This is a genomic window from Gordonia sp. 852002-50816_SCH5313054-c (assembly GCF_001665925.1).
Lineage (GTDB): Bacteria > Actinomycetota > Actinomycetes > Mycobacteriales > Mycobacteriaceae > Gordonia > Gordonia jacobaea.
This window is the reverse complement of sequence record NZ_LZTE01000025.1, coordinates 73,229-98,101: the sequence shown is the minus strand read 5'-3', so window position 1 is coordinate 98,101 and position 24,873 is coordinate 73,229. Positions and strand designations below refer to the sequence as shown.

Sequence of the window (24,873 nt, the reverse complement as noted above, 5' to 3'; positions counted from 1 at the left end):
ACGCGGGGTGTCGGTGTGCGACACGCTCGAATTGGAATCTGAAACCTCTTGTCCCGTATTGTTTTCGAACGTGCTCTCCAGAACTGCCGAAGCTGTCGTGACCGAAAACACTGCCACCCCGTGTGAGTGGTGCTCCTCCACCGATGACGTCGCGGACTTCCGTGACGAAGTGCGCTGCGGCAAGTGCCGCGAGCTCGAGGTGACGATCACCGAGGCGCGCAAGTTCTTGGGTTTCTACGGTCTGCGCCCGCTCGGCGGCTCCGTGGAATGCGACGACGAGGAGGAGCGCGAGCACCGTGTCGGCGCTCGCGACGCGTACACCGAGTTGAACCGGATCCGCACGAGCACCCCTGCTCCTCGACCCAAGCGATCCGCGTCGCGAACGTCTGCGGCCGCGGTGAAGTCGAGCGCTGTGAAGTCGGGCGCCGTGAAGAGCGCGGGCGACAAGGCGAGCACGGCAACCACGAGCCCGACACGACGCAACGACGTTTCGCGGCCCGACCGCGCGGAGCTTCTCAGCCGCGCCGAGGGTCTGCTGAACGAACTCACCGACATCGACGGGCGCCTGGCCGCCGCCGAGCAGGAATCGGGACTCTCCGCCAAGGCCCGCATCGCCGACCTGACCTCGCGTCGCGAATACGTACTACGCACCCTCGCCGCGCTCGAGAAGGCTCAGCGCGCCATGGCCCCGTCCTGACGACCGCCGGTACGTACACAACTCGTACCTGAGCGGACCGCCGAGGAGATTATTGTGATGGCGCCGCGCTCACGACCGAGTTGTGTAGGCGCCTCGCGCCGATCGAGCGGCCCCTCGCTGATCGAGCTCGTCGAGATCACCCCGCTGATCGAGCGCCCCTCGCTGATCGAGCGCCCTTCGCTGATCGAGCGCCCTTCGCTGAACGAGCCAAACCCGCCGATCGAGCGGCCCCTTCGCTGATCGAGCTTGTCGAGATCACCCACGGCCACAGCTACGAGGCGTGACCTCCGTTGTGCCCCGCCGGCGGGCGCACGCACTGCACCCAGTTGACCACGAGCGCGATGTGGCACAGCGCGGCCACCAACAGCCCAAGCGAAGTCTGTTGGCGCGCAGTCTGATCCGCCCAGTAGCCCAGAATCGAGATCGGCACCGCGACGGCGCTGACCGCTGCTGCGATCCAGCAGGGTGCGAAACGTCGAACAATCACCGCGACCATGGACAGCACCACGGCGGCGGCGCCGAAGATGACGGCGAGTTCCGAGAGCGGCGTCGACGTTCCGGTCAGGGCAGTCACGACGCTCATGCCCGCGAGTACCACGACGGCCACCCAGATGGCGGCGACCGCACGCCCGCGGAGCGGGACCTCTGCCATGACCCTGCGTTCGATTCCACGAAGGGAGTCCGCGAGCCGAGGGTCCAGTTCGTCGCGGTCTACACCTCTCCCGTCGTCGCGCATCCCACCAGTGTCCTCCGCTAGCGCTCGGGGCGCAGGACCCGGGGTGCGCAATACAGGCCAATTTCACGAAAGGGTAGACACGTACAACCAATCAGTTGTACGTTTGCATCGTGAGCACAACGGCAGAGGACCAGGCAGACGCACTGTTCCACGCACTTGCCGATCGAACCCGCCGCGACATCATGCGGCGCGTGCTCGCGCAGGAGCAGTCGGTGTCGACACTCGCCGCCGACTACGACATGAGCTTCGCCGCGGTACAGAAACACGTCGCCGTGCTCGAACGCTCCGGACTGCTGACAAAACGTCGCCGAGGGCGTGAACAACTTGCCTCCGGCGACGTCGAGGCCGTGCGCGCCGTGTCGGACCTACTCGACGAGCTCGAGCAGGTCTGGCGCGGCCGGATCGACCGAATCGACGCACTACTTGCTGTCGACGACACTCCGTCGACAGCTGCCGACAAAGAGGAGTAAGACAATGCCCGTCATCGACGTCACCAAGAATCTCGACGACCGATCCCTCACCATCACAGCCGAGTTCGCAGCTCCGGTTGAACGCGTCTGGCAGATCTACGCCGATCCGCGTCAGCTCGAGAAGGTCTGGGGCCCACCGGAATACCCCGCAACGTTCGTCGACCACAACCTGGCGCCGGGCGGGCGTGTCACGTACTACATGACCGGACCCGACGGCGAAAAGTACGCGGGCTACTGGCTCGTCGACTCCGTCGACAAGCCGTCGAACTTCAGCTTCCGCGACGGCTTCGCCGACGAAAACTTCACGCCGATCGATTCACTTCCGTTGTCGCACAGCACATACTCGTTCGCCGACAACGATGGCCGAACCATCGCCACCTACGTGAGTACGTACGAAACGGTTGAGGGACTGCAGAAGGTCCTCGACATGGGCATGGCCGAGGGCGCGACGCAGTCGCTCAACCAGATCGATCAGTTCCTGGCAGGTTGACCGCGCGCTCAGCGCTTGCGCGTCAGAACGAACTTGGCGATGACCTTGTTGCCCTGATACTGCGAGCCCGCATATCCGTTGCGCGTCTTGTACATCTTGAGTCCGTTGCCCTGGCCCATGTTGACGTACTCGTACTTGCCAACGGTTGTGATGGGGTAGCCACGGAAGCTTGGGGTGACCCCTAACCGGTGATTGCGAACCGTCATGTCCGAACACCACGGCACCGGAACGTGGAAACCCTGGAACTCGGTGTTGCAGTATCGATAGTTGCCAGGCGAGACGTCGGCGTGCGCCGCTCCGCCACCCACGAGAACTCCTGCGGCAGCGGCGCCGCCGATCATTACACTTGCTATCAGCTTCTTCACAGGCCGGAATTGTGCCATAAGGTCTCAGCGATTACTTGGACCCGTCGTTCGCCGAAATGAGGTTCAGTTGCGTGGGACGCAGGGGTACAAAAATGCCCCTCTGGATCCCACGCAACTCGGCCTCTTCTGCGGAAGCGGAGGGATTTGAACCCCCGGTGGTTTTACCCACGCTCGCTTTCAAGGCGAGTGCATTCGGCCGCTCTGCCACGCTTCCCTGCCGAAAAGGGTACGTGACCCGCAGCGCGAGACCACCATCAGCCCGTTCCCTCATCAACCAACGCGCAGCAGCACCTTGCCGATCGCGTCGCCGCTGTTGAGTCGCTCGTGGGCGGCCTGGGCGTCGGCGAGCTCGAAGACCGAGTCGGTCACCGGCACCACAGAGCCGGCCTCGATCAACGGCCAGGTTCGCGTGTAGGTCTTCTCGACGATCGACGCCTTGCCGTCGGCCCCGGTCACCGGCCTCGAGCGCAGCGCGGTGCCGTACACCGAGAGCCGCTTGGAAATCATTGCGCCGATGGGTAACTCACCCTTGACGCCGCCCTGCATGCCGATGATGACCAGGCGCCCTCCCGTGGCGAGAGCCTTGACGTTGCGCGGCAGATAGGCCGCGCCGATGATGTCGAGGATCACGTTGGCGCCACCGTGCCCGGAGATCACCTCGACGAAGTCCTCCGACGAGTAGTCGATGAGGATCTCGGCCCCGTACTCCGCCGAGCGCGCCAGCTTCTCCTTCGTCCGCGCCGTCACCGCGACCCTGGCTCCCAGCGCGCGACACAGCTGCGTCGCATGGGTGCCGATCCCGCTGGAGCCTCCATGAATGAGCACCAGCTCGTCAAGCTGCAGGTGCGCCGTGAGCAGCAGGTTCGAGACAACCGTGCACGCAACCTCCGGCAGTCCCGCTGCCTCGATCAGGTCCACATTCGACGGCTTCGGCAGCACCTGCACGGCCGGAACCACCACCAGCTCGGCGTACCCGCCGCCCGCGAGCAGGGCACACACCTCGTCGCCGACGGACCACTCCGTCACCTCTGGACCAAGTTCGACGATCCGGCCCGACACCTCGAGACCGAGAATCTCCGACGCCCCAGGCGGCGGTGGATACAGGCCCTGTTTCTGGAGTAGGTCGGCACGGTTCACGCCGGCTGCCGCGACCTCGATGAGCACCTCGCCGGGTCCCGGCGTCGGATCGGGTACTTCGGCGACAGACAATGTGGCGGTATCGGACTCGACGGTGATTGCACGCATGCCATCGATGCTGCCCGAAAGTGGCGTCGAACGGGCGTAACCGTCAGGACCAGGAGCCCCGGACCTTCCGCATGGCGAGGCAGATGGTGGTGAAGCCTTCCTCGCCCAGGACGTCGAAGACGTACTCGCGGATCACGCCGTTGCGCACCCGCGAGATCCGGGCCAACGTGCTGCGGCCGGTGTCGGTGATGCGGACGAGTCGGTGTCTGCCGTCGAGGTCCGAACGTACGCGGACGACGTCGCCGGTGTCGATCAGTCTGCCGATCTGACGGGACATGGTGCTGACGCCCATGTGCACGGTCGCCGCGAGTTCACTGATGCCGAACTGCTCACGCGTCGCGAGAACTTCGAGGATGCGCAGGTCGGTTGTAGTCCAGCCGTTTGCGCCGAACGTGCTGTTGACCTGAGCCATCAGCGCCCATCCGCCATCCACGAACGAGTTCCAGAGCGCGACCTGATCGGCGGTCAGCTCCGGTGTATCAGGCGCGGGAGGGCGGGGTTCGGGGTCGTTCACATTGGTCAACTTAGTATGCGTTGTAGCTAAATGCGAAACCGTGTGGATCGGTCGACCCACACGCAATACGCTGCGACGTTGCCTAACCGAGCGACCCGAGAGTTCTGACCAGATGGTCAACTTCGTACGGCGTCGAATAGGGTCCGAGACCGACGGTCACCGCGCCGCCGAAGTCGCTTGCACCCATGCGTGTCAGCGCTCGGCACGGGAGGTCGGCGAGCGCACAGATCCCGTTGTCGGAGAGGCGTCGAACCACCTTGTCCGCCGAGACCTGATCGAAGGTGAAGCTGAGCGTCGGGACGCGGTTACCAGGCGTCCCGACCACCGAGACCTGACTGAGCTGCTCCAGAGTCGTCGTGAGGTAGACCATCAGCCGGTCGAGATACTCGTTGACCGCGTCGAGGGAGGCGACAAGTCGTCGGCGCCGCTTGCCGATCGCGTCGGCGTCGAGCGAGGCGAGATGTTCGATCGACGCGACCAGCCCGGTCAGCAGTCCGCCCTGTAGCGGTTCGAGTTCGAGACGTGCGGGGCCGACCGCACGCGGGTCGACCGACATCGGGACGAGCCGATCGATGACCTTCGGATCCCGGAACACCATTGCCGCGACCCGCGGACCGCCCCACCGCTCGGCGGACACCACGAGCACATCCGCACCGAGTTCGGCGATGTCGAGCGGCATGTAGGGAGCAGCATTCGTCGCGTCGACGACGAGCATCGCACCACGTGCGTGTGCGAAGCGGGCGATCGCGGGGATATCGGTGATGGCACCGAGAGTCGACGACGCCAAGGTGACGGCGACGACTGCCGTTCGCGCACCGACGAGATTCTTGTACTGCCACGCGGGCAGCTCACCCGTCTCGATGTCGAGTTCGGCCCACCGCACAGAACCGCCATAGCGTCCGACGACCCGCAGCCACGGCACGATGTTCGGCTCGTCGTCGGCATGACTCACGACGACGTCGCCGCCGAGCCAGGTGTTGGGGGCGATCGACTCCGCCAGGGTCCACACGAGCGCCGATCGGGAGGGTCCCAGGACCACTCCCGCGGCCTGCGCGCCGACGAGATCGGCGACCGCTCGACGTGCGCCGTCGATGGCTTCGGTGGTGCGGACCGCACCCGGATAGACCCCGCCCGGCGCCGCGCCGAGCTGGCGGAATCCCGACGAGACCGCGCTGGCAACAGAGTCGGGGATGAGCATCCCGGCCTGCGCGTCGAAATGAATCCAGCCGTCGCCGAGCGAGGGGAACAGTCCTCGCACGGCGGCGACGTCGAGACTCATGCCAGCCACGATAGACGGCCCGCCCTCGACGAACGGACGGGTTGTCGCCGAACGCCGCGCGGCGACGGCGTCCCCTGGCGTCGGGAGCAATACCGACTACTGCTGACGGGTGTCGGCGGCTTTCGGCACAATGGGGACATGGCTAGCGAAGGCACATCGTCCGGAGCGTTTGATCCCCGCGGTTTCGGTTCTCCGGCAACCGCCGACGAGAACATCGTGGTTGTCGGGCCCGACGACCACGAGACCGGGAAAGACGCCGAATCCAAAGACAGTGTGGCCGACATGGTCGAGCAACCCGCCAAGGTCATGCGGATCGGCACGATGATCAAGCAGTTGCTCGAGGAAGTGCGGGCAGCTCCGCTCGACGAGGCGTCGCGCAACCGGCTCCGCGAGATCCACCAGACGTCGATCAGCGAACTGGAAGACGGCCTCGCCCCCGAGCTGCGTGAAGAGCTCGAACGCCTCGCACTCCCCTTCTCCGACGACTCGACGCCTTCCGATGCCGAACTGCGTATCGCGCAGGCACAGCTCGTCGGGTGGCTCGAAGGACTCTTCCACGGGATCCAGACAGCGCTGTTCGCCCAGCAGATGGCAGCGCGTGCGCAGCTCGAGCAGATGCGACAGGGCGCTCTGCCTCCCGGAATCGTGGGTCCAGGTGGTCCCGGCGGCGGACCGAGCACCGGTCAGTACCTCTGAGTATCGGGCCGCGGACTCCTCGCTCGACACCGCCCGTTCCGGATCGTCGAACTGCTCGCTTGTATGCTGAATCCCCGTGTCAGCGGTAGTCAACGAGCGGGAAGTTCCGCCACCACCCACGACGTCGGATTCGAGGTCGTTTCGGCGGGCGTTCAAGGACCTCTCGGACGGACTCCGCGCGAGGGAGCTCTGGGCGCTTCTCGGATGGCAGGACATCAAACAGCGGTATCGGCGTTCGGTGCTCGGACCGTTGTGGATCACGATCGCGACCGGCATCACGGCCGTGGCGATGGGTCTGCTGTATTCGCAGCTGTTCGACGAGGACATCACAACGTTCCTGCCGTACGTGACGCTCGGCTTCATCTTCTGGGGCTTCATCGAGGGATCGATTCTCGACGGCTCGGAGGTGTTCGCCAAGAACGAGGGGTTGATCAAGCAGATCCCGTCACCGCTGTCGGTGCATGTCTACCGACTCGCGTGGCGGCAGCTCATCATCTTCGCGCACAACATCGTCATCTACCTGGTGCTGCTGGCGATCTTCTGGAAGCACATCCACCTGAGCTGGACCGTCGTGCTGATCATCCCGGCGATGATCCTGTTCGTCATCAACAGCGTGTGGGTCGCGATGGTCTTCGGCATCCTGACCACCCGATTCCGCGACATCGGACAGCTACTCAGCACCGCCGTGCGCCTGGTGTTCTTCATGACGCCGATCATCTGGAGCGCGTCGTCGCTGCACAAGGTCACCGGAGAGGGCTCGTCGCGGGCACGGATCTTCGAGATCAACCCGATGTTCCACTATCTCGAGATCACGCGCGGTCCGCTGCTCGGCGAATCGGTCGCCTTCTATCACTGGGCGATCGTCATCGGCTGCACCGTCGCGGGATGCCTTCTCGCCCTGTTCATCATGCGCAATTACCGCGCCCGAGTTCCGTATTGGGTGTGAGTCGTGACCAGCTCCAGAGAACCTGAGATCAAGAACGACGCCGTCCGCGTCGACACCTGGGACGCCTGCGTCGACTTCCCCATCTTCGACGCCAAGACGCGGTCGCTGAAAAAGTCGGTGCTCGGTGCCGCGGGCGGCGTGATCGGCGCCAATGCGTCGAACGTGGTGGTTGTCGAAGCACTCAAGAACATCAACCTGCACCTCGAACACGGCGATCGCGTGGGGCTCGTCGGTCACAACGGTGCCGGTAAGTCGACGCTGCTGCGCTTGCTGTCGGGCATCTACGAACCGACGCGCGGCTCATGTCGGGTGAAGGGTCGCGTGGCCCCGGTCTTCGACCTCGGCGTCGGCATGGACCCGGAGATCTCCGGCTACGAGAACATCCTCATCCGCGGCATGTTCCTGGGCGTGAGCCGTAAGGAGATGCTGCGCAAGACCGACGAGATCGCGGAGTTCTCCGAGCTCGGCGACTACCTCAACATGCCGCTGCGCACCTACTCGACCGGTATGCGCGTGCGCCTCGCCCTGGGTGTGGTGACCAGCATCGATCCCGAGATCCTGATCCTCGACGAGGGCATCGGAGCCGTCGACGCGGAGTTCATGAAGAAGGCGCGTACGCGGCTGCAGTCGCTGGTCGAGCGCTCGGGAATCCTGGTTTTCGCCAGTCACTCCAACGAGTTCTTGGCCCAACTGTGCGACCGCGCGCTCTGGATCGACCACGGCGAGATCCGGATGGACGGCGGGATCGAGGAGGTGGTCGGCGCCTACGAGGGTCCGACCGCCGCAGCGCACGTGCGCGAAGTGCTCGACGAGATGCATCGGACCGACGGCAAGCCCGCATGAGCGACTCCACGGGCTCGACCTCGCGCGTCATTGCCTCGCGTGTCATTGCCGTTGTGGTGACCCATCGTCGAGCGGAGTTGCTCGCCGAGTCGCTTGCCGTGGTCTCCGCACAGTCCCGACCTGTCGACCACCTCGTCGTCGTCGACAACGGCAACGAACAACAGGTCGCCGACCTCGTTGCCGCACAACCCATTCCGACGACCTACGTGGGTTCGCAGCGCAACCTCGGGGGCGCGGGCGGGTTTGCGCTCGGCATGTTGACCGCGCTGTCACTCGGCGCCGACTGGGTGTGGTGCGCCGACGATGACGGACGCCCTGAGGACAGCGAAGTTTTGTCGACGCTGCTCGAGTGCGCCGCACGTCATCGGCTCGACGAGGTCTCACCCGTCGTCGTCAACATCGACGACCCCGACACCCTCGCCTTCCCGTTGCGCCGCGGCGTGGCGTGGCGGCGCAAGCGGTCGGAGTTGTTCGAGGGCGACGGCGAGCCCGACGGCGACGACGACCTGCTGCCGGGCATCGCGTCGCTGTTCAACGGCGCACTGTTCTCTGCGCACGCGCTCGACGTCGTCGGCGTCCCCGACCTCCGGCTGTTCTTCCGCGGCGACGAGGTCGAGGTGCACCGCCGCCTCGTGCGCTCCGGTTTACGTTTCGGCACGTGCCTGACCACGGCATATCTACACCCGTACGGCTCCGACGAGTTCCGCCCGATCCTCGGCGGCCGCATGCACACGCAGTATCCCGACAACTCGGTGAAGCGCTTCTTCACCTACCGCAACCGCGGCTTCCTCATGAACCAGCCCGGCATGCGCAAATTGCTCCCACAGGAGTACGCACGATTCGGCTGGTACTTCCTGGTGCAGCAGCGCGACGTCGCGGGCTTCCGCGAGTGGTTCCGGCTGCAGCAACTCGGCCGCCGCGAACGGTTCGTGCGGCCCGACTGACGTCGATTGGGCGCTTCGTCGCGTCGAGTGGGCGCTTCGTCGTGCCGAGTGGGCGCTCTAGCCTGCCGACAGTGCGCTTCGTCTCATCGACTGGGCGCTTCGTCGTGCCGAATGGGCGCAATTCGCCGACCACCCTCGCCGAAACTAGAACGTGTTCTACTCTGTGATCAGACACCGATCCACAGGGGAGACACATGCGGTTCACCTTCGCCGAGGCGATGACAGATCCCAGCTTCTACGCACCACTCGCCCAGGCGGCCGAGGAGGCCGGGTACGCGGGGTTCACGATTCCCGACTCGCTCGCGTACCCAGAGGAGTCCGACGCCACCTATCCGTACACGCCGGACGGCAATCGTGAGTTCCTCGACGGCAAGGCGTTCATCGAGACGTTCATCGAGGCCGCGGCGCTCGGTGCCGTCACGTCGACGATCCGCTTCACGCCGTTCGTTCTCAAACTCCCCGTGCGACCGCCGGCGCTGGTGGCCAAGCAGGCGAGTTCTGTTGCGTACCTGACAAACAACCGACTCGCACTAGGCGTCGGCACCAGCCCGTGGCCGGAGGACTATGAGTTCATGGGCGTCGACTTCGCGCGACGTGGCAAGCGCATGGACGAATGCATGGACATCTTCCGTGGCCTGACGTCGGGTGAATACTTCGAATTCCACGGCGAGTTCTACGACATTCCACGCATCAAGATGACCCCCGCACCCACAGAGCCGATCCCACTCCTCGTCGGAGGGCACGCCGACGCCGCGCTGCGTCGAGCCGTGATCCGAGGCGACGGATGGATGCACGGAGGCGGCCCCGCGGAGGAACTCGACGCCCTGCTCGACAAGATCACCGACATCCGCAAAGCGGAGGGAAAACTCAACGACCCCTTCGAGATCCACGTCATCTCACTCGACGCCTATACGGTCGACGGATGTAAGAGGTTGGAGGACAAGGGAATCACCGATGTGATCGTCGGCTTCCGCCTTCCGTACGTGATGGGCGACGACACCGAGCCGCTCGCGACCAAGATCGACCATCTGAACGCCTACGCCGAGAACGTGATCGCGAAGGTGAACGGCTGACGCACAGTCGGCACGCTGGAGCGCCCAGTCGGCACGACGTGACGCACGGTCGACGCGCTGGAGCGCCCACTCGACGGGATGAGGCGCCCAGTCGACGCGCTCAAGCGCCCAGTCGACACGCTCGACGTCAGCGGCGCATCTCGACGACCTGCGTGTTGTTGAAGGGAACCTGGCGCACGACGTGCAGTCCGGCGGCCGAAAGTTGTTGGTAGAGCGGCGTCGAGGTGAAGTGGCTGGGTGAGAACACCCAGTAGCCGATGGCGCCGGGGTAGGCGACGTAGCCGTGGTCGCGGTCCTTGTCGGTGATCACCCACATCACCTGGCACTGCTCGGCGAACCGTCGATAGACGGCGACGGGTTTGTCGCCGTCCCAGAGCACGTCCCCGTGGATCGCGTCGACCGAGGGGCCGACGTCGCGCAGTCCCACGAAGTCGTCGGGCTTGGCGCGCAGGACGACTCGCTGCGAGACCGGGCTCCACGTCGGCGCGGTGGAGAACGCGACGCAGTCGCCGGAATGTGCGTTCGAGCCGATGAAGTCGGCGGCCTCGGAGAAGTCGGTGCCGCCGAGTCGGCCGTACGCGCTGCGGTCGGCGAGGTACGTCGGCGTTGCGGCCGCGGCCAGAACCACGACGAGAAGCGCTGCCACCCACACACGGTCGCGAGCGATCTGACACACCGCCCACGCCAGGATCAGCGCCAGCCCACCGGCTGTGAAGATCAGGTAGCGGGGTGTGTAGACGGCGTCGACCAACCACGAGAACACGAACACCAGTGCCGCGGGCACGAAGACCCACAGCAGTCCGATGACCAGGGTCGACCATCGCCCGCGGGCACCGAGGACAGCAGCGGCGGCGAGTCCTGCCACCACGACGACAGCGCCGACGATGAGGAAAATGGTTGCGCCGTCGAAGAACTCGAATCGTGCATAGTTGCCGAGCGTCCGTGGCGACATCTGCTCGACCCACGAGATCTGCGCCCGTTGCGAGACGAAGACGCGCGCGAATGGCGCGACAAGTGCGCACACGATAATCGCGGAGATGACGAAAGCGCCTACCGTCCAGCGTAATCGCGACCTATCTCGCCCCCGACCCTTCATCAGCACGATCAGCAGGTGCACGGAGAGCAGCATGATGGTGAAGAAGAACCACACCACACCGACGACAGAGACCGCGACGTATGCCGCCCACCACCCCCAGCGTCGTCGCCGAGAGGCACCGTCGTCGACGTCGAGCGCGATAAGCAGGACCAGCGTCATGGCGATCCCGAAAGCGATTGTGCCGGCATAGGATCGGGCCTCAGAGCCCGCCCAGGTCGTGCGCGGCAGACACAGGAGCACCAGGCCGGCGATCACGCCAAAACGTGTGTCCCACAGTCGGGTACCGAGAACGACGAGCAGGCCTGCTGCGACACCGACCGCCAATGCGGACGGGAACCTCAGCGAGAACTCCGACAGCCCGAACACCTTGGTCCACACATGCATGCACAGGTAGTAGAGCGCGTGCACGGCATCGATCTGAGCGAGCAGATCCCACATCGCCGACAGTGGACGGTGCACCGCAGACACCGTCGCGGCCTCGTCGTACCAGAGCGACGGACGCCAGGAACCGTACGCGCACAACACCACTCCAAAGATCCCGACCACCAGTGCGGGTCGGGCGGAGCGGAGTCGTTCAGTCGCCGTCAAACAATCTCGTCCAGTTCTCGCGACTCGTCAGTTCGGGCATTGCCTGTCGCCACCCGTCGGCGACGTCGAGTCCGTCACGACGCAGTTCGAGGCACAACTGTGCGAGTTCTCGTCCGAGCCGGACCGCGATCTGCTTGTCGCGCCGCCTGACTCGTACACCCGTCTGCGACGAATCGGTGACGATGGCCGACGAGAAGAGCCCTACGTGCCACCACCGTCCGTCGTCGGCAGAAATGGAGACGGGTGCTGGCGATACCCGGCCGAGCCATTGCTGCACAGCACGTTTGACCAGCACGCGAGTCTCTTTGTCTTCGTCCGGCAGCGGTCCGCGGCGTGAGATCCTCGTGTTGGGATCGGCGTCGACGAACACGTCGGCGCTGTCGCGGATGACCGTGTCCGGATACTGCGCACGCAGTTCCTTCAACTCGGACAGCTTCGACATTCCGCCGTCGTCGAGGATCGACGGTCCGCGCAGGAAATCACGAACGGCCAGAAGGAAAGTCGCGGCGAGGCCGTAGCGCATGGAGACGATGTGCGCGCCGACCTCCTTGGCGATGACGGTCGCGAGGTGCTTCGGGTCGTACGGCCCGTGGATCGCCGCGACGATGAGCGCGTTACGCCAACTGAAGTAGCGCGACCAGTCGTCGTAGTCCTTGAGGTGGAAGTCGGCGTGCCAGACGCCCGCGTTGGGCAGCGTGACCGTCGGAAAACCGTTGCGGCGCGCGCGAATACCGAACTCGATGTCGTCCCACTGGAAGAACAGCGGCAGCGAGAGTCCAGCCGCATAGACAGCCTCGACCGGGAGCAGGCACGACCACCAACCGTTCCATCCGGCGTCGGTGCGCGCGTCCTGTTGCTTCTCGAGCGCGTTCAGTCCCTGCTTGCCGTACGCACCGGGACGTCCGGCCTTGAGCTCGTCGAGCGCTTCCCACTCGCCGGTCATGTGCACCCGGTAGGTCTCCGACGCCAGCAACATCTGCGAACCGACGAGCATCGGTCGCGCCGTGCTGTTGGCAAAGGAGGTCAGCCGGAGGATGGACTCGGGTTCGCACGTGATGTCGTCGTCCATCACGACGATGTCGGTGTCGTGGCTGCCGCCCTTGGTGACCTCGTGGATACCGCGGTTGAATCCTCCCGCGCCGCCGAGGTTGGGCTGAGTGATGTAGTGCAGACGGTCGCCGAGTACCGCGGTGACCTCGCTGAACCGCGCCTGGTCGGCGACACGGTCGGTGCCCTGGTCGACGACGTACACGGCGGCGACCCTCTCGAGCACGACGGGATCGGATGCGAGCGCCAACACTGTCGCCACCGCGTCGGCCGGACGGTTGTGCGTGCACATGACGACAGACACGGGCCGGTCACGGACCCGAGAGTCCACGCTCCACTCGACACCGGAGATGCTTGCCGGCCCGTCGATGGCGGTCAACTCGAACCAGAGGGCTCCACCGTCGATGAATCGCTTGACGTCGAGGTCGAAGCTCACATGGCCCTGTCCGGAGACCTCCGCGGTCTGCACCGGACGTTCGCGACCGCTGATGTCGGAGGCACGGATGTCGATCCGCAGCGTCGTGCCGGGTGCGCAGTCGTGGTCGAACTCGAGGCGGACGGACCGCACGCGGGTGTAGCTCTGCCAGAAGGCTGCGGGAAAACGTCCGAAGTAGGTGTTCGCCGACAGTCGCGCCCCGGGTCCGAGATGAGCTCTGCGGCGATCGAGTCGCACCCTGGAGAGGTCGGTGTCGGCGTACATCCCCGGCTCGATCCGGGTATCCGGACCGGTGAACAGCGTGCGCTGGACGAGCAGGCGGCCCGAAGGAGAATTGGTCATCTCGCGCAAATCAGACGGGTCCGTGTGCGGGGTATCGGTCGTGGTCGGCTGTGCTGCTGTCGACATTGCATCCCATTCATCTCTTCGGGGGCTCTCGCGCCACACGTGTCGGCCCCGACGGCCACAGTAACCCAAGGCCTGTGAACACCCTGTCACTGACACCTGAACACCACTGCTGCACAAGTCGGCGCCGTCGCAACGCATTCGGTCGAATCGGGCTGACCATCGCGACCGAACTCGCGTATCAGTTCTGTCGGGCCCTCGGACACACGCGTTACATGTCGTTCGTGCGACCGACAGCTACCGTCACGTCCTCAGCGGAGCCCGGCCAGCGCGGCCTGGGCGGCACCGAAGCCGCACATTCCATGCGCTCCACCACCGGGTGGCGTCGCGGCCGAGCACAGGTACACGCCGTCGGCTCCCGTCGAGTACGGCGACGGCGTGAGGCGTGGTCGGGCGACGAGGTGCACGAGGTCGTTGCGTCCGCCGCCGATGTCGCCGCCGGGATAGTTCGGATTCGACCGTTCCAGTTCGGCAGGCGTCGTCGCACGGACCGCGACGATCCTGTTGCGGAAGCCCGGAGCGAAGCGCTCGATCTGTGAGGTCACATACTCGGTCGCGTCGCCCGAATATCCCTGCGGCACATGGGCATAGGCCCACAGCGGCTTGAGACTCCCCGACGCTCGACTCTCGTCGGCGACCCACTGCTGCCCGACGAGGGTGAACGGACGACGAGGCATCCGTCCCGCGACGACGTCGACTTCGGCCTTCGCGATGTCCGACGCCTCGCCGCCGAGGTGCACGGTGCCCGCGCGAGCGCAGTCACGCGCCGTCCAGCCGACCTCGTCGTCGATCACGTAGTCGACCTTGAACGCCGCCGGGCCGCGCCGCCATCGCCGATACGACCGAGCGACGCGTGCGGGCTGGCGCGCACCGAGGATGTCGGCGGCTGAGCCCGGCATGACGTCGAGGATCACGATGTCGGCGGGGATCTGCGCAACGTCGGAGACGGTGTGTCCGGTCTCAATAGTGCCGCCGAGCGAGCGCAGCAGTCCGGCGAGCGCGGTCGTGATCGCCGACGACCCGCCGACCGCGACCGGCCAGCCACCGTGGTGGCCCGCTGCGGTCAGCATAAGTCCGGCAGCAGAGCTTCCCGGAAGGTCGAGGCGGGTGAAACCGTGCGCGGCCATGCCGGTGAACAGAGCGCCCGCATGCGGACCGAGGAAGCGGGCAAGGGCCGTCGCAGGCATCAGCGCGGGCAACCCGAAACGCGCCAGCAGCAGCGGGTGCTGCGGCAGCGCCAGCATCGGCGATAGCACGTCGTCGGCGACCTCGGGGAAGTGCGTCGAGACCTTGCCGAGCAGCCCGATCCATCGGTCGCCCGCCCCGGGGAATCCCGCGGCGGCGAAACCGGCGGCGGTGCGCTCGATGTCGCGGAACAGAAGTGCAGCGCTGCCGTCGTCGCGCGGGTGCGCACAGTCGATGTCGGGCCAGGACCAGCGCAGTCCGTGCTCGGCGAGGGGCAGGGTGCGCAGATAGGGCGACGACGTCCCCAGCGGATGGAACGCAGAGCAATGGTCGACGATGACCTCGGGAAACTCGTCGTCGAACGGACCCGACCGCGTGCCGCCGCCTATCGTGTCTGCACCCTCGAGGACCGTGACGTCGAGCCCCGCCTGCGCGAGTCGGACCGCTGCCGACAACCCGTTCGGGCCTGCGCCGACGACAACCGCGGTCGGCATGACTATGTGACTCGGAAGATGACGGTGCGCTGCACCACGAAGTTGATGACCGTCGCCGTGCCCTGCGCGATCACATAGGCAATGAGGCTGTTGAGGAACGTGTGCTCCCAGACGTGCGCCAGCCAGGTGTAGATGCCGACGTTGACGAAGAACGTGCAGCAGTAGAGCAGTGCGACCGCGATGAACCGAGCCGCACTCGGCGATGCGCGGAATGTCCAGCGACGGTTGATGATGTACGCACAGGTGGTGCCGCAGATGAAGCCGACGGCCTTCGACACCACGGGCGGCAACCCGAAACCGAACTGCAGGATCGTGGTCAGCCCGAAGTCGAGGATGCCGGAGATCACGCCGCTGATGACGAACCGAAGTATCTGGGTCTTCAGCGAAACGTCGGTCGAGGCCTCCGCATCGTCGACGGGTAGTTCGATCGGCGTCGGCGCGTGGCGCGTCTTGAAGTCTTCGTGCCGCGACTTGTGGTCGTGCCCGTCGTCGGAGGTTGCGTCTTGCACCCTGCCACCCTAGACGGTGCCCGGCAGGCTCTGTTTCAGAACTCCTCTTCGACGTCTGAGTCGCGGGCCGCCTTCTCGCCACGGTCGAGCGTTGCCAGTTCTGCCAGGTCGGCGGCGTCGAAGGAGAAGTCGAAGAGGTCGGCGTTCTCGAGTTGCCGACCGCGATGCGACGACTTGGGTACCACCGAGATGCCCTGCTGCACCGACCAGCGCAGCGCGATCTGCGTCGGCGACTTGCCGTACTTGCGTGCGAGTCTGATGATCACGGCGTCGCCGAGCATGCCTTCCTTGCGGCCCGTCGGGTGCCACGCCTGCGCGACGATTCCACGCTCGGACATGAACTCGCGCAACTCATCTCGTGCGAGTGCAGGTGAGCACTGGATCTGGTTGACCTGCGGCCAGACGCCCGTTTCGTCGTAGAGCATCTGCAGTTGATGCGCCTTGAAGTTCGACACACCTGGCACGGTGATGAACCCCTCGTCCGCGAGGGTCAGCAGCGCCTTCCAGGAGTCGACGGTTCGACCGAGGCTCGGGCAAGGCCAATGAATCAGGTAGATGTCGATGTGCGCGACACCGAGCCGTCGAGCGCTCTCCTTGGCCGCGTTGATCGCCTCGTCGAATCCCTGGTCGCCACCGCCGAGTTTGGTCTGCACGGCGACCTCGTCGCGCGCGACGCCCGATTCACGCAACCCCATCCCGACGCTGAGTTCGTTGGAGTACCTCGACGCGGTGTCGAGCAGGCGATATCCGGACCGGAGTGCGTCGGACACGGCATCGACGCAGGGCATGCCGAGCATGTCGTAGGTTCCGAGGCCGACGAGAGGTAACCGGAATCCAGACGAGAGTTCGACCGAGGGGATGTCCACGTCCACAAGGATATGGTCGCGACGACCGATCGTGCCCGGTGAACAACCCCCGTCGTTGACGCATCGTGACCATGACGTATCCGAAGTGCCCGACCCGACACCGCGTAGCGACCGGTCGGGTACCTCGACCCTCGACAACACGTCACGACGGTGGTCATGCTCGATGCATGGAACGCTTCGACGACATCATCATCGGCGCGGGTCACAACGGACTGACGGCTGCCGCGTACCTCGCGCGTGCGGGACGTCGAGTGCTGGTGCTCGAGCGTGCAGACCACGTCGGCGGTGCCACCGTCTCCGCGACGCCGTTTCCCGGTGTGCCCGCACATCTTTCGCGTTACTCGTATCTGGTGTCGTTGCTGCCGCGCGAGATCATCACCGACCTGGACCTGGACATTTCGCTGATTCGACGCCGCTACTCGTCGTACACGCCCATGCCCACCGACCCCACTCGTGGCCTGCTCGTCGACAACGCAGACGAGTCTGCGACCGCCGAATCGTTTCGACGCATCACCGGCGACGACACGGAGTTCGCGTCGTGGCAATGGTTTTACGGCCGGATGGGTGAAATCGCACGTCGCGTCTTCCCGACGCTGATCGAACCGCTGCGCAGCCGCGAGGAACTGCGAGACCTGGTAGCAGGCGCGACGCGTCCTGCCGGCCTCGACACCTCACTCGCCGAACTCTGGGAGATGCTCACCGAACGTCCACTCGGCGAACTCATCGAGCGCTACTTTGCCGACGACGTGGTGCGCGGTGTCGTCGCCACCGACGCGCTGATCGGCACCTTTGCCGACCTCCACGACGCCCGACTGCGCCAGAACATCTGCTTCCTCTACCACCTGATCGGTGGCGGCACCGGCGACTGGGACGTCCCGGTCGGCGGGATGGGCGCCGTGTCGGGCGCACTCTACGAGGCCGCCGTCGCCGCGGGCGCACGCATCGTGACCGGCGCGCGGATCACGGGCATCGACCCGGCCGATGGCACTGTCGAGTACGCGCGCTCCGCGCAGGCCGCGAGCAGCCCGTCCCCGCTGGTCGAGCCGGCCGATCCGGCCGCGAGCCGCTCCTCCCCGCTGGTCGAGCCGGCCGCGAGCGCAGCGAGCAGCCGAGTCGAGACCACCCTCCGCGCCTCGATGCTCTACGTCGCGTGTGCGCCGCAGTCGATCAACGACTGCCTCGATGTTCCGCTCGACGTCGAATCCGACACCGCCGGAGCACAATTGAAGATCAACATGCTGCTCAATCGGTTGCCGGCGCTACGTGATGGATCAGTGCTCCCCGACGCGGCGTTCTCCGGGACGTTCCACATCAACGAGTCATACGGCCAACTGCATGCGGCGTGGCAGCAGGCGAGCATCGACAAGGTCCCGAGCGTCCCGCCGTGTGAAATCTACTGTCACACACTGTCCGACAGGTCAATTCTCGGACCAGAGCTCGCCGGATGCCACACGCTGACGCTCTTCGGACTCCAGATGCCTCCGGCGGTTTTCGACGCGCCGTCGGCAACCAGCAGGGCCGTCGAAGCCACTCTGGACTCGTTGAATTCTGTTCTTGCAGAACCCATTCAGTCTGTGATCTGCACCGACGCCCACGGCAATCCATGTCTCGAGGCCAAGACGCCGCAGGATCTCGAGGCCGCACTCGGGCTGCCCGGCGGCAACATCTTCCATCGGAGCCTGCAGTGGCCGTGGGCGCCAGACCGGGACGCCGTCGGGCAATGGGGTGTCGAGACGCGGCACCCCCGCATGTTGCTTGCTGGTGCGGCGGCGCGTCGTGGCGGTGGTGTCAGTGGCATACCCGGACACAACGCGGCGGCGTTGGTGCTCGAAGGCTGACAAGCTGCGTCGGGCGTATCTGCCGTCGCGGTAAGATCCCTAACGATGTCTACTGAAGAGCTCCTGCCGATCACCACGCGCACGCTGGCCGGATGGTCACGTACCACCCCGATCACCGGGCATGTCCTGTCGACGCCATACCCCGAGGTCATCGCCGATGCGGTGGCTCGGGTCGCCGACGACAACGCGGACAAACCGGACTACCTCAAGCGTGGGGTCATCGCCCGTGGACTTGGCCGCTCGTACAACGAGTCGGCGCAGAATTCCGGTGGCCTGACCGTCGACATGACGCCGCTGACCAGGATCTATTCGCTCGACGAAGAGACCGGCATCGTCGACGTCGACGCAGGCCTCTCGATCGACCACCTGATGAAGGTCGTCGTGCCCCGCGGCTTCTGGGTGCCGGTGATGCCCGGTACGCGACAGGTCACGATCGGTGGCGCAATCGCGCACGACATCCACGGCAAGAACCACCACGCGACCGGCGCGTTCGGCGATCACGTCACCGAGATGCAACTGCTTGTTGCAGACGGTCGGATTCTCACCCTGACTCCCGACGGCTCGCCCGACGACCCCGACGGCTCGCTGTTCTGGTGCACGGTGGCGGGTATCGGCCTCACGGGCATCGTGCTGCGGGTGAAGATCAAGCTCAAGCGCACCGAGACGGCCTACTTCAAGGCAGACACCTTCACCACCAACAACCTCGACGAGACCATCGCGCTGCACCTCGAGGACAACTACGAGGACGGCTACGAGTACGCGTCCGGCTGGTTCGACACGATGAGCGCCGCCCCGAAGCTCGGTCGCGGTTCGTTCAGCCGCGGCAACCTGGCAACGTTTGACGAACTGCCGGACAAGCTCAAGAAGGATCCGCTCAAGTTCAACCCGAAGCCGCTGATCACGCTGCCGAACATCTTCCCGCGTGGACTCGACAACAAATTCGACTTCGGACTCATCGGCGAGCTCTACTACCGGGCCGGATCGAACAAGCGCGACGTCATCGAGAGTCTGCCGCAGTTCTATCACCCGCTCGATCTGATCGGGAACTGGAACAACGCCTACGGGCGCCCCGTCGCGTACGGCAAGGGCGGCGGATTCACGCAGTACCAGTTCATCGTTCCCAAGGGCAACGAGGACGAGTTCAAGAAGATCATCACCGACATCCAGGCGTCGGGTCACATCAGCTTCCTCAACGTGATCAAGCTGTTCGGCAAGGGCAATCCCAAAGCGCCGCTGTCGTTCCCGTTCGAGGGGTGGAACGTCTGCCTCGACTTCCCGCTGCGCGCAGGGCTCGCAGAGTTTCTAAACGACATGGACCGTCGGGTCATGGAGATCGGCGGAAGGCTGTACACCGCAAAGGATTCGCGCACGTCTGCCGAGCACTTCCACAAGATGTACCCGGAGATCGACAAGTGGATCGCCAAGCGTCGCGAGATCGATCCGACCGGCGTGTTCCTGTCCGACATGGGCCGACGACTTGAGCTCAACTGACGTGAACTCGGCTCGCCTGTACTGAATTGCGTTGCGGCCGAATTCGGTTGCCCGTTCAGACCACCATCTACTTCCCAACACCCGAGGAGACACCAACCAATGTTCAACGCCGTCGATTCGCCGCAGTCGATCCTGATCCTCGGTGGCAGTTCCGAGATCGGACTCGCCATTGCCAGCGAGTTCCTCGTTCGTGGACCCGCCCGCGTCATTCTCGCCGTCGTGCCCGGTGATCCGACGGCCGACGCCGCGGCCGACACCATGCGCAAGGCGGGTGCGACGTCGGTCGAGCTCATCGACTACGACGCGACGAAGCCCGAGACGCACCCCGAGACCATCGAGAAGGCTTTTGCCGGAGGCGATGTCGACCTCGCGATCGTCGCGGCCGGTGTGCAGTTCGACGACGAAGAGGTCTGGCAGGACCAGCGCAAGGCCGTCACCGAGGTGACCATCAACTACACCGCCGCGGTCAGCGTTGGCGTGCTGCTCGGCGACAAGATGAAGCATCAGGGTCGTGCGCAGATCGTCGCGATGAGTTCGGTTGCGGGCGAGCGTGTTCGACGCAGCAACTTTGTGTACGGGTCGTCGAAGGCAGGTCTCGACGGCTTCTACCTCGGCCTCGGCGAGGCGCTGGCCGACGACGGCGTGCACGTTCTCGTCGTGCGTCCCGGCCAGGTGCGGACCCGACTGTCGGCAAACGTCAAGGAAGCGCCGCTCACCGTCAACAAGGACGTCGTCGCCAAGGCCGTCATCAAGGCCGTCGACGACAACAAGGAAATCGTCTGGGTGCCTGGCACTTTCCGGTTCATCATGACCGTGCTGCGCCACATCCCGCGCAAGGTCTTCCGCAAGCTGCCGGTCTAGACGCACCCGAAGTCACGCTCGCGACACTCAGGGGCGAGACTTCATCTGTCCGATGCGGATTCGGTTGCCGAACGGATCGCGGATACCGAAATCGATGCCGTAGTCACGATCGGTCGGTTCATCGGTGAAGTCGACACCCTTGGCCAGAAGTGCGTCTGCGGTCGCATAGGCATCATCGGTTGACATCGAAAACCAGCCACCGCCAGCACCTTTCGTCAATAGGTCGCGGACCTGGGCTGCGGTCTCCGGGCTCAAAGACGGCGGCCCGGGGATCTCCAACATGAGTTGGCGGTCGGGGTCGGACGGCAGATTGATGGTGAGCCATCGCATGAAACCCATGTCGACATCGGAGTGCACCTCGAAGCCGAGGTTGCCGACGTAGAAGTCGAGGGCTTCATCGTGGTCGAGTACGTAGATCTGGGACAGGATGATCGTGTTGGGCATGGCGGGAACGCTACCGACGCTGCCCCGGTCTCACTTGTCCAAAACTGCTCTGTTCGTGACAGATGCTCACGCCGGCCGACGTAGCGCCTTGACCGCGCAGATCGGCGCACCGTGGTCCCCGGCGTGACGGCGATGCGCGGTGGGTGTCTCGCCCATGATCTGCCCGAAGGTCCTGGTGAAGGTCGCGAAACTGCTGAACCCGACTGCGGTGCTGATGTCGCTGATCGACAGCTGCGTCTCGCGCAGCATTGACGACGCTCGCTCAATCCGTCGTCGTTGGAGGTAGCGGTGCGGCGTTTCGCCGAAGGTCGCCTTGAACACGCGGCTGAAGTGCGACTCCGACACGTGCGCAATCGCCGCCAGCGCAGCAAGGTCCAGGGGTTCAGCGAACCGGCAATCCATCGCATCACGCGCGCGCAGCATTCGCCGATTCGTGTCCTCGGTGTGGTTCGTCCGCGCGCGTGCCTGCCGCGCATCACCAGTCATGATCTGTCCGGATAGCTTCCGTCGCCCAGATCGGGATCGGGCAGAGTGTCGTCGGGATCAATCAATACGACGCGGCGCCCGTCCTCGCGGACACGACGCATGCCCTCCAAGATCATCCGACGCCCGACGTCGGCGAAGTGGCTGACCTGACTGACGTCGAAAACCACAGTCGGGGTGCCTGTTTCGTCGGCAGCCAGATTGTCGAGGACGTACTCCGCGCCGCTGAACTGGATGACTCCCTGTAGTTCGAAGGTCGTCGAATCGTCGGAGGTTCGGACGTCGCGCAGCACGGTGGTTCCGTAGGGCTCGGCGTCGACCATGTGCATGTTCATGTCGGTCGACAGCCGGCGGAACGTCAACACGCCGCGCGTGCTGTTGCCGTGTTCGTCAAGCCGCGGCGAGAAGACCGCGATGCCGCATTGGCCGGGCAGCGTTCCCAGAAGTCCGCCCGCCACACCGCTTTTCGCCGGAATACCGACGGTGGTCAACCACTCGCCCGCGCCGTCGTACATGCCGCAGCCTGCCATCACCGACATCACCTGACGCGCGATCCGTCGACTCATCACCCGCTCGCCGGTGACGGGGTGCACGCCGCCGTTGGCAAAGCACGCTCCGATCACAGCAAGATCCTTGGCGGTCACCATGATTGAGCATTGTTGGATGTATCCGTCGACGATGTCGTGCGGCGCGTCGTCGACGATTCCGTAGTTGCGCAGCATGTGCGCGATCGCAAGATTGCGGTCGGCCGAGTCCATCTCGGACTTGTGTAGCGCTTGATCGACGGTCAGTTCGCGTCCGGCCAGCGTGGAGAAGAAGCTGCGCGCCCGCTCGACGCGCGACTCGACGTCGGCATCGTCGTCGACGAGCAGCCCGTGGGTGGTGATCGCGCCGGCGTTGATCATCGGGTTGCGCGGCCGGCAGGTACCGCTCTCGAGTGAGAGCTCGTTGAACGCCTCGCCCGACGGTTCGACGCCCACCTTCTCCAGCACAGTGTCGAATCCGCGGTCGGCCAGAGCTGCCGCGTAGGCGAGCGGCTTGGAGATCGACTGGATGGAGAACTCGACCTCGTCGTCGCCGACGCAGTACGTTCGGCCGTCGACGGTGGTGACTGCGATCGCGAACAGATCGGGGTTGGCCTCGGCCAGGTCCGGGATGTAGTCGGCGACGGCTCCGCCGCGCTCGGCATCGAGCGAATCGAGGACCTCGGTCAGATAATCGCGGACGGGTGACTGCATACAGGTAGACGCCTCCTTGCGCTTTGCTGTCCACGGTACCGACGACCGCGCCGCGGCTGATCCGTATGACAGTCGGCCCCGATTTTGGGGGTAAACGTCATACGGATCGCTGGGCGGTCGAGCACCACGCCGACCCGCCGCAGCGCTGCAGATCCGTATGACAATAGGCACCCATTTCCGGCGTCTACGTCATACAGATCGCCAAGCCGTCTAGCACCACGCCAACCTGACGCAGCGCTGCAGACTGCAGAACCCGGGGCCGACAACTCGACCGCGCGAGCCGCGCACGCGGACAACCATCACGCTGCGTCAGACTCTTCCACATGCGACTTCCACTCTCGCGCATACCTATTGACGCATGACTGCCCGGTCTGCGTCGAGATCCTGCGCATCAACTCGTCAGTCGCCGCCCTGATGCCAGCCGCTCCTTCGACGCGATACGGATCGAGTTCCAGTGGCTCGAGAATGTGAATAGAGACCCGCTGCTGCCACCAGCGCACCGCAGATCCCGGTCTCGTTCCCGTGATCGCGACTGGTATCAGTGGTGCGCCCGTGTCCATTGCGACTCGAACAGCACCGGTTCGGCCTCTATAGAGCCGACCGTCCGGCGAGCGTGTGCCCTCGGGATGAATGCCCCACGCCCCTCCGTGCGCGAGGATCGTCGTCGCGGCTCGCAGCGACGCCGACGACGCGCTACCCCCTCGCCGGTCGACGCCGATCTGCCCCATTGCCGCAAAGAACCATCGTTGCGTCCGGCCGAAAAGCCCTGGCTTATCGAAGTATTCGCGCTTCGCCAGAAACGTCACATGTCGCCTCGCAGCGAGTGTCAGATAGAACGAGTCCAGCACGGCGAGGTGGTTGGCCGCCAAGATCACCGGCCCGCATCGTGGGATGTGCTCGCGGCCCATGACCTTCGGCCGCCCGAAGACGTACAGCATTGGCCCGATCACAAGATGTCGGCACACGCGATAAACAAGTGCAGTCCACAAGCGCATAGACAGTGCCTACACGAGATAGGAGACACTGTCTACGTGACCGTCGAAGACACCAGATCCGCACTCGTACATGCGGGCATCGAATTGTTGGAGGAGACAGGCTCTGCCGACGTCGGATTGCGGGCGATCGCGAGGCGCGCCGGCGTGTCTCACGGAGCGCCCCGACGCTGGTTTCCGACGCACCGGAGCCTGCTTGCAGGAATCGCCGAAGTGGGCCTGCACGATCTAGCTGAAGCACTCAAAACTGCAGACCTGGCATCCGACCACGACCTCGTGGAGATCGGACTCGCCTACGTCGACTTCGCGCAACGCAGACCTGCGATGTTCACGCTCATCTTCCGTCACGACCTACTCGAGGGGTCGGGCGCTGAGCTTCGAAACGCGTCGCGCCCGCTGTACGAGTGGCTGGTGTCCGTCATTCGGGAGAGCGGTCGGACAACAGATCCCGAAAGAGTCGCAGCCTCACTGTGGGTCGCGCTACACGGGATAGCGGTCCTGTCGTCAACGGGCGCCCTCGAACTGACCATACCGGGATCGAACGTCGTCGAGATGATTCGTCACACCGTCCGAAACACCGGCTGCTAACGCTTTCACCTGGT

General features: G+C 65.0%; 27 protein-coding genes and 1 tRNA gene. 12 read left to right on the top strand and 16 right to left on the bottom strand.

Annotated elements, in window-relative coordinates:
* Nucleotides 1-97: 97 nt before the first annotated feature.
* Nucleotides 98-697: a hypothetical protein gene (locus A5788_RS03350; protein ID WP_049700162.1), complete on the top strand. Its 600-nt coding sequence runs from the start codon at nt 98-100 to the stop codon at nt 695-697.
* On the opposite strand, the gene A5788_RS03345 is transcribed toward A5788_RS03350, so the two are convergent.
* Nucleotides 673-960, bottom strand: a complete 288-nt coding sequence (locus A5788_RS03345) for a hypothetical protein (RefSeq protein WP_156525437.1) — start codon at nt 958-960, stop codon at nt 673-675. The genes A5788_RS03350 and A5788_RS03345 overlap by 25 nt on opposite strands.
* Nucleotides 961-968: 8 nt before the next feature.
* Nucleotides 969-1,433 carry an Rv2732c family membrane protein gene (locus tag A5788_RS03340; protein WP_049700163.1) on the bottom strand — a complete coding sequence of 155 codons (465 nt, stop codon included), beginning with the start codon at nt 1,431-1,433 and terminating at the stop codon, nt 969-971.
* A 110-nt stretch (nt 1,434-1,543) separates the two neighbouring features.
* On the opposite strand from A5788_RS03340, the gene A5788_RS03335 reads away from it, so the two are divergent.
* Complete coding sequence (locus A5788_RS03335; protein WP_197494539.1) at nt 1,544-1,903, top strand: ArsR/SmtB family transcription factor; 360 nt, start codon at nt 1,544-1,546, stop codon at nt 1,901-1,903.
* Nucleotides 1,904-1,907: 4 nt separating this feature from the next.
* Nucleotides 1,908-2,393, top strand: coding sequence for an SRPBCC family protein (locus A5788_RS03330; protein WP_049700164.1), 486 nt, complete (start codon nt 1,908-1,910; stop codon nt 2,391-2,393).
* Nucleotides 2,394-2,401: 8 nt separating this feature from the next.
* Here A5788_RS03330 and A5788_RS03325 read toward each other — a convergent pair whose 3' ends face one another.
* The 5 genes from A5788_RS03325 to A5788_RS03305 form a co-directional block, all read right to left on the bottom strand.
* Entirely contained in the window at nt 2,402-2,758 is a 357-nt protein-coding gene (locus tag A5788_RS03325; RefSeq protein WP_231895423.1) for a hypothetical protein, read from the bottom strand.
* A gap of 129 nt (nt 2,759-2,887) precedes the next feature.
* A tRNA-Ser gene (locus tag A5788_RS03320) sits at nt 2,888-2,972 on the bottom strand.
* 56 nt (nt 2,973-3,028) lie between these two features.
* Nucleotides 3,029-4,003, bottom strand: coding sequence for an NAD(P)H-quinone oxidoreductase (locus tag A5788_RS03315; protein ID WP_049700165.1), 975 nt, complete (start codon nt 4,001-4,003; stop codon nt 3,029-3,031).
* Between the two features lie 43 nt (nt 4,004-4,046).
* Complete coding sequence (locus A5788_RS03310) at nt 4,047-4,517, bottom strand: MarR family winged helix-turn-helix transcriptional regulator (protein ID WP_049700166.1); 471 nt, start codon at nt 4,515-4,517, stop codon at nt 4,047-4,049.
* An 82-nt stretch (nt 4,518-4,599) separates the two neighbouring features.
* Entirely contained in the window at nt 4,600-5,796 is a 1,197-nt protein-coding gene (locus tag A5788_RS03305; RefSeq protein ID WP_049700167.1) for a cysteine desulfurase-like protein, read from the bottom strand.
* A gap of 138 nt (nt 5,797-5,934) precedes the next feature.
* Here A5788_RS03305 and A5788_RS03300 point away from each other — a divergent pair, with 138 nt between their 5' ends.
* The 5 genes from A5788_RS03300 to A5788_RS03280 all read left to right on the top strand — a co-directional run bounded on the left by A5788_RS03300 (nt 5,935) and on the right by A5788_RS03280 (nt 10,298).
* The gene (locus A5788_RS03300) at nt 5,935-6,492 is read left to right on the top strand and encodes a bacterial proteasome activator family protein (protein WP_049700168.1); all 558 of its coding nucleotides are present in this window, start codon (nt 5,935-5,937) and stop codon (nt 6,490-6,492) included.
* 76 nt (nt 6,493-6,568) lie between these two features.
* Nucleotides 6,569-7,438, top strand: a complete 870-nt coding sequence (gene wzm / locus A5788_RS03295; RefSeq protein ID WP_049700169.1) for a galactan export ABC transporter permease subunit Wzm/RfbD — start codon at nt 6,569-6,571, stop codon at nt 7,436-7,438.
* Between the two features lie 3 nt (nt 7,439-7,441).
* On the top strand, nt 7,442-8,281 hold the full coding sequence (gene wzt, locus A5788_RS03290) for a galactan export ABC transporter ATP-binding subunit Wzt/RfbE (protein WP_049700170.1): 840 nt from the start codon (nt 7,442-7,444) through the stop codon (nt 8,279-8,281).
* Nucleotides 8,278-9,225, top strand: coding sequence for a galactofuranosyltransferase GlfT1 (glfT1, locus tag A5788_RS03285; RefSeq protein WP_049700171.1), 948 nt, complete (start codon nt 8,278-8,280; stop codon nt 9,223-9,225). The genes wzt and glfT1 overlap by 4 nt, the downstream gene beginning before the upstream one ends.
* A 194-nt stretch (nt 9,226-9,419) precedes the next feature.
* On the top strand, nt 9,420-10,298 hold the full coding sequence (locus A5788_RS03280; protein ID WP_049700172.1) for a TIGR03619 family F420-dependent LLM class oxidoreductase: 879 nt from the start codon (nt 9,420-9,422) through the stop codon (nt 10,296-10,298).
* Nucleotides 10,299-10,425: 127 nt separating this feature from the next.
* Here the strand turns inward: A5788_RS03280 and A5788_RS03275 are convergent, their stop codons facing one another.
* From A5788_RS03275 to A5788_RS03255, 5 genes are all read right to left on the bottom strand, one after another.
* Nucleotides 10,426-11,982 carry a glycosyltransferase family 39 protein gene (locus tag A5788_RS03275; RefSeq protein ID WP_082938008.1) on the bottom strand — a complete coding sequence of 519 codons (1,557 nt, stop codon included), beginning with the start codon at nt 11,980-11,982 and terminating at the stop codon, nt 10,426-10,428.
* Nucleotides 11,969-13,873 (bottom strand): glycosyltransferase, encoded by a 1,905-nt coding sequence (locus A5788_RS03270; protein ID WP_049700173.1) that lies wholly within the window; start codon nt 13,871-13,873, stop codon nt 11,969-11,971. The genes A5788_RS03275 and A5788_RS03270 overlap by 14 nt, the downstream gene beginning before the upstream one ends.
* Nucleotides 13,874-14,121: 248 nt before the next feature.
* Nucleotides 14,122-15,549 carry a phytoene desaturase family protein gene (locus A5788_RS03265; RefSeq protein ID WP_049700174.1) on the bottom strand — a complete coding sequence of 476 codons (1,428 nt, stop codon included), beginning with the start codon at nt 15,547-15,549 and terminating at the stop codon, nt 14,122-14,124.
* 2 nt (nt 15,550-15,551) lie between these two features.
* Nucleotides 15,552-16,058 carry a GtrA family protein gene (locus tag A5788_RS03260; protein ID WP_082938009.1) on the bottom strand — a complete coding sequence of 169 codons (507 nt, stop codon included), beginning with the start codon at nt 16,056-16,058 and terminating at the stop codon, nt 15,552-15,554.
* 35 nt (nt 16,059-16,093) lie between these two features.
* Complete coding sequence (locus A5788_RS03255; RefSeq protein WP_049700298.1) at nt 16,094-16,924, bottom strand: aldo/keto reductase; 831 nt, start codon at nt 16,922-16,924, stop codon at nt 16,094-16,096.
* A gap of 167 nt (nt 16,925-17,091) precedes the next feature.
* Between A5788_RS03255 and A5788_RS03250 the strand changes: the two genes are divergently transcribed.
* The 3 genes from A5788_RS03250 to A5788_RS03240 all read left to right on the top strand — a co-directional run bounded on the left by A5788_RS03250 (nt 17,092) and on the right by A5788_RS03240 (nt 21,114).
* Nucleotides 17,092-18,762: a phytoene desaturase family protein gene (locus tag A5788_RS03250; protein ID WP_049700175.1), complete on the top strand. Its 1,671-nt coding sequence runs from the start codon at nt 17,092-17,094 to the stop codon at nt 18,760-18,762.
* 45 nt (nt 18,763-18,807) lie between these two features.
* Nucleotides 18,808-20,253, top strand: coding sequence for an FAD-binding oxidoreductase (locus A5788_RS03245; RefSeq protein ID WP_049700176.1), 1,446 nt, complete (start codon nt 18,808-18,810; stop codon nt 20,251-20,253).
* 99 nt (nt 20,254-20,352) lie between these two features.
* Nucleotides 20,353-21,114, top strand: coding sequence for a decaprenylphospho-beta-D-erythro-pentofuranosid-2-ulose 2-reductase (locus tag A5788_RS03240; RefSeq protein ID WP_005208185.1), 762 nt, complete (start codon nt 20,353-20,355; stop codon nt 21,112-21,114).
* Between the two features lie 27 nt (nt 21,115-21,141).
* Here A5788_RS03240 and A5788_RS03235 read toward each other — a convergent pair whose 3' ends face one another.
* The 4 genes from A5788_RS03235 to A5788_RS03220 all read right to left on the bottom strand — a co-directional run bounded on the left by A5788_RS03235 (nt 21,142) and on the right by A5788_RS03220 (nt 24,274).
* Nucleotides 21,142-21,558, bottom strand: a complete 417-nt coding sequence (locus A5788_RS03235) for a VOC family protein (protein WP_049700177.1) — start codon at nt 21,556-21,558, stop codon at nt 21,142-21,144.
* Nucleotides 21,559-21,624: 66 nt separating this feature from the next.
* Nucleotides 21,625-21,981: a helix-turn-helix transcriptional regulator gene (locus tag A5788_RS03230; protein WP_053117514.1), complete on the bottom strand. Its 357-nt coding sequence runs from the start codon at nt 21,979-21,981 to the stop codon at nt 21,625-21,627.
* 59 nt (nt 21,982-22,040) lie between these two features.
* Nucleotides 22,041-23,279 (bottom strand): glutaminase, encoded by a 1,239-nt coding sequence (locus A5788_RS03225; RefSeq protein WP_049700179.1) that lies wholly within the window; start codon nt 23,277-23,279, stop codon nt 22,041-22,043.
* A gap of 299 nt (nt 23,280-23,578) precedes the next feature.
* A complete protein-coding gene (locus tag A5788_RS03220) occupies nt 23,579-24,274 on the bottom strand; it encodes a lysophospholipid acyltransferase family protein (RefSeq protein WP_049700299.1) in 696 nt (231 codons plus the stop codon).
* 36 nt (nt 24,275-24,310) lie between these two features.
* Here A5788_RS03220 and A5788_RS03215 point away from each other — a divergent pair, with 36 nt between their 5' ends.
* Nucleotides 24,311-24,859, top strand: a complete 549-nt coding sequence (locus tag A5788_RS03215; RefSeq protein ID WP_064864700.1) for a TetR/AcrR family transcriptional regulator — start codon at nt 24,311-24,313, stop codon at nt 24,857-24,859.
* Nucleotides 24,860-24,873 lie beyond the last annotated feature (14 nt).